This window comes from Frankia sp. CpI1-P (genome assembly GCF_001421075.1).
Taxonomy (GTDB): Bacteria; Actinomycetota; Actinomycetes; order Frankiales; family Frankiaceae; genus Frankia; species Frankia torreyi.
Genome location: NZ_LJJX01000115.1, coordinates 1 through 4,726 on the forward strand (window position 1 = coordinate 1; position 4,726 = coordinate 4,726).

General features: G+C 74.7%; 1 protein-coding gene and 3 pseudogenes. All 4 read right to left on the reverse strand.

The features are described 5' to 3' along the window. Window positions 1-257: 257 nt before the first annotated feature. Window positions 258-1,883: pseudogene (locus FF86_RS30770) on the reverse strand (type I polyketide synthase); the annotation flags it as partial. 4 nt (window positions 1,884-1,887) lie between these two features. Beyond that, window positions 1,888-1,956: pseudogene (locus tag FF86_RS69615) on the reverse strand (polyketide synthase docking domain-containing protein); the annotation flags it as partial. Between the two features lie 26 nt (window positions 1,957-1,982). Then, a partial coding sequence (locus FF86_RS30775; RefSeq protein WP_255355982.1) for a beta-ketoacyl reductase occupies window positions 1,983-4,195 on the reverse strand: 2,213 nt, incomplete at its 5' end. 1 nt (window position 4,196) lies between these two features. Further along, a pseudogene (locus FF86_RS64525) lies at window positions 4,197-4,478 on the reverse strand (hypothetical protein); the annotation flags it as partial. Window positions 4,479-4,726: the final 248 nt, after the last annotated feature.

The following is a 4,726-nucleotide window of genomic DNA, read 5'->3' on the forward strand; positions in this document are numbered from 1 at the left end:
GTGGATGGTCGATGCCTGGGGGCTGTCGGGGTCGGCGTGGAGGATGTCGAGCAGGGGCTGGTCGAGGTGGGGATCCAGGGCGTCGGCGGCGTCGTGGAGGGCTTGGCGGTAGACGGGGTGGGTGGTGTACAACGCGTGGCCCATGCGGGGGTACTGGCTGCCCTGGCCGGAGAAGGCGAAGGCGAGCTTGCCCGTCCCGGCCAATCCGGTGATGACGGATGGGTCGGGTTGGCCGTCGGCGAGGCGGTCGAGGCTGNCGAGCAGGCTTTTGGTGCTGGTCGCGAGGGTGATCGCGCGGTGTGGGAACACGGTGCGCGTCGCCAGCGCCCGGGCCAGCGCCGGCAGGGGTGCGCGACCGGTGTCGCTCTCGCCGCTGGCGCGCAGGTGGGTAGCTAGCCGGCGGGCCTGTGCCTGCAGGGCCTCGGGGCTGCGCGCGGACAGTGGCGCCAGCACCGGCAGCGCCCCGACCACAGCTCCATCGGCATCCGGATCGCCTGTCTCGGTGGTGGGACGGCCCGCCTCCGCGCTGTCCGCGTCGGCCGGCGCCGGACCGACGCCGGGGGCGTTCGGGTCGGCCGGGGCCTGTTCGATGATGACGTGGGCGTTGGTGCCGCTGACCCCGAAGGCCGAGACCCCGGCCCGGCGGGGGGCGCCGGTCGCGGGCCACGCGCGGGCCTCGGTGAGCACCTCGACCCCGCCGACCGACCAGTCCACCTGCGTGGACGGCGCGTCGACGTGCAGGGTCGGCGGCAGCAGGCCCGCGCGAATCGCCTGCACGATCTTGATGACTCCGGCGGCGCCGGCGGCGGCCTGGGTGTGGCCGATGTTCGACTTCACCGAGCCGAGGTAGAGCGGCCGGTCGGCCGGGCGGTTGCGACCGTAGACGGTCAGCAGCGCGTGGGCCTCGATCGGGTCGCCGAGGGCGGTGCCGGTGCCGTGGGCCTCGACCGCGTCGATGTCGGCGGGGGTGAGCCGGGCGCCGGCCAGCGCCGCGCGGATGACCCGCTGCTGCGACGGGCCGTTCGGCGCGGTCAGGCCGTTGCTCGCGCCGTCGGAGTTGACCGCGCTGCCGCGGACGAGGGCGAGGATGGGGTGGCCGAGGCGTTGGGCGTCGGAGAGCCGTTCGACGAGCAGGACGCCGGCCCCCTCGCCCCACCCAGTGCCGTCGGCAGCGTCGGCGAAGGCCTTGCACCGCCCGTCGGAGGCCAGGCCCCGCTGGCGGGAGAACTCGACGAAGGCGGCCGGGGAGGCCATCACCGTCACGCCACTGGCGACGGCGAGGTCGGTCTCGCCGTTGCGGAGCGCCTGCGCGGCCAGGTGCAGGGCGACCAGGGCGGACGAGCAGGCCGTGTCGACGGTGACCGACGGCCCCTCGAAGCCGAACGTGTAGGAGATCCGCCCGGACAGCACGCTGCCGAGCGTCCCCAGCCCGAGATAGGCCTCCAGCTCCGGCGGCGGCTGACGCACCGTGTCGCCGTAGTCCTGCCCGTTCGTTCCGGCGAACACCGCGGTGCGGCTGCCGCGCAGCGCCGTCGGGTCGATCCCGGCCTGCTCGAACGCCTCCCAGGTGGTTTCCAGCAACAGCCGTTGCTGCGGGTCCAGGGCGAGCGCCTCGCGCGGGGAGATGCCGAAGAACTCGGCGTCGAAACCGGCGGCGTCGGTCAGGAACCCGCCGTGCCTCGTGTACGACTTCCCCGTCGCGTCCGGGTCGGGGTCGAACAGCTCCTCGACGTCCCAGCCGCGGTCCGTCGGGAACTCGCCGATCGCGTCCCGGCCCTCGGCGACCAGCTCCCACAGCTCCTGCGCGGAGCCGACCCCGCCCGGAAACCGGCAGGCCATCCCGACGATCGCGATCGGCTCGCCCCGGGCGTCCCGCTCGTCCCNCANCCGTTCACGGGTTTCGTGCAGCTCGGCGGTCACCCTCTTGAGGAGGTACCGAATCTGGTCGTCGCTCATGTTCCACCTTCTTTCGCGATGCGGGGTCAGGAGATCCCGAGGGTCTTGCCGATGAAGTCGATGAGCTCGGCGTCGCTGGCCGCGGACAGCTCGGCCGCGACGGCCGCTCCGTCCGCCGCCGGTCCGCCCAGTCGGGTGAGCAGGTCCCGCAGCCGGTCGGCCGCGGCCTCCCGGTCCGCGTCGGCCACGTCGGCCAGCGCCGACTCCAGCCGGTCGATCTCGGCCAGCACGGCTGGCAGCCCGGCCGGTTCGTCCGGCACCAGTTCGCCGAGCAGGTGGTCGGTCAGCGCCGCGGCCGTGGGGTAGTCGAACACCAGGCTGACCGGCAGCGACAGGCCCGTCTCGGCGATCAGCCGGTTGCGCAGGTTCACCGCGGCGAGGGAGTCGAATCCCTGGTCGCGGAACCCGCGGTCGACGTCGACCGCGTCCGGCGAGGCATGTCCCTGCACGGCGGCGACATGATCGCGGACGATCGCGAGCAGCGCCTCCCGGCGTGCCGGCCCGTCGAGCTCGGCCAGCCGGGCCGCCAGCACCGGGCCATCGCCGTCACCGGTCGCGCCCGCCGGTCGACCCGACCGCTCGGCGAGGGCGCTGCGCTCGGCGGCGACCTCGGGCAGCTCGTGGACGAGGGGATGCGGCCGGCTCCGGTAGAACACCGGCCAGTCGGCGGCCACGATCGCCAGGTGGGTCTCGTCGCTGGCCAACGCGCCGGCCAGCGCCCGCACCGCCGGTTGCGGGTCCATCGCCAGCAGCCCGTAGCGGCCGAGGATGCGTTCCACATCCGGTTCGGCGAGTCCCGCGCCGTCCCACTGGCCCCAGGCGATGGAGGTGGCGACCAGCCCGGCGGCGCGCCGGTAGGCGGCAAAGGCGTCGAGGTACGCGTTCCCGGGGGCGTAGTTGCCCTGGCCGGTGATCCCCGCCGTCCCGGCGATCGAGGAGAACAGGACGAACGCGGCCAGATCCGCGTCGCGGGTCAGCTCGTGCAGGTTCAGCGCCCCGCCGACCTTGACCCGCAGCACCCGGTCGATCTGCTCCAGGGTCAGCTCCGAGACCAGGCCGTCGTCGAGGACCGCGGCGGTATGGACGACCGCACGCAGCGGCAGCTCCGCGGGAATCCCGCCGATCACCTCCGCGAGCGCGTCACGATCCCCCACGTCGACCGCGGCGATCGTGACCCGGGCGCCCAGCGCGCGCAGCTCCTCGGCGAGTTCGCCGGCGCCGGGCGCCCGCTCGCCCCGCCGGCTCGTCAGCAGCAGGTGGGCGGCACCCTCCCGGGCCAGCCAGCGGGCGACGTGCCCGCCGAGCGCCCCGGTGCCCCCGGTGATGAGGACGGTGCCCTCTGCCGCCCAGTCGGCGACCGAACCCGGCTCCTGCGCAGGCCGGGCTTCGGTCGGGGCCGGCACCAGCCGGCGGGCCAGCAGGCCACCCGACCGCACCACGAGCTCCGCCTCGCCGTGGCCGGCTCGCAGCGCCGTCGCCAGGAGCCGCGCGGCCTCCTCGTCCACCTGGTCGGGGAGATCGACGATTCCGCCCCAGCGGCCCGGATACTCGACGGCGCAGATCGCGCCGAGGCCCCAGAGCAACGCGTCGGCCGGTCGGGTGACGGGATCCGCCGCCGAGGTCGACACGGCGCCGCTGGTGGCGATCCACAGCCGGGCGTCGAGGCCCGTGTCGTCCAGGGCCTGGAGCAGTGCGACGGTCCCCGCGAGGCCGAGCGGCGTGGCGGCGGCGTCCGGATGCGCCGACTCGTCCAGGGCCAGCAGGGACAGCACGCCGGCCACCGCCGGTCCATCGGCGAGGCCCGACGGGATCGTGCCGTTCGGTGCCGTGCCGTTCGGTGCCGTGCCGTTGGGTGCCGTGCCGTTGTGGGCTGCCCCGATGGGGGCCGCGAGCAGGCGGGTCAGCTCGGTTGCCAGGGTGCGGCGATCCGCGGCCGCGGGGACGACCAGCCGGCGCACGGCGGCGCCCGCGTCCTCCAGCGCCCGCACCGCCGCGGCGACCCGGGGATGATCGACATACTCCGGCGCGACCACCAGAAGCCAGTCGCCATCGGAGGCGGGCGACGCCGACGCGCTCTGCGGGACCGGGCGCCAGGCGATCCGGTACCGCCACGAGTCCGCCTGCGACTCGGTGACCCGGCGCGTCCACCACGAGTTCAGCGCGGGCAGCACGGTGGCCAGCGCGTCGTGATCCGTCGGGTCGGAGATCCCCAGGGTGTCGGCGAGGGTGCTCGCGTCGGNGTGCTGGACGGCGTCCCAGAAACCGGTGTCGACCGCGTTGAGCGGGCTCCCCTGCCGATCGGACGTGGCAGGTGCCGGGTCCTCCAGCCAGTAGCGCTGGCGCTGGAAGGGGTAGGTGGGGAGGACCGCGGCGAGGTGGATCGGGCCCGTCCCGGTGCCACTGCTGGCGGCGTTTTCGCTGGTGGTGCTGTCGCCGCCGGGGCTGGCGCTGTGGTCGCTGGCGGTGGGGCTTGTGGTGGTGGGGGGTGTGGGGGTGTGGCCTTCGGTGTGGAGGGTGGCCAGGGCGGTGGCGAGGGTGGTGGCGGGGGGCTTGGTGCGGTGGAGGGNGGGGGTGGCGGTGAAGCGGGGTCGGTCGTTGCTGTCGCTGGTGCTGTCGCCGCTGGTGCTGTCGAGGTGGGTGAGGGTTTGGGTGGTCAGTGCCGTGAGGGTGGTGTCGGGTCCGAGTTCGAGGTAGGTGGTGACGCCCTGGCCGAGCAGGGTGGTGATGCCGTGGGCGTAGCGGACGGTGTGGCGGATGTGGCGGGTCCAGT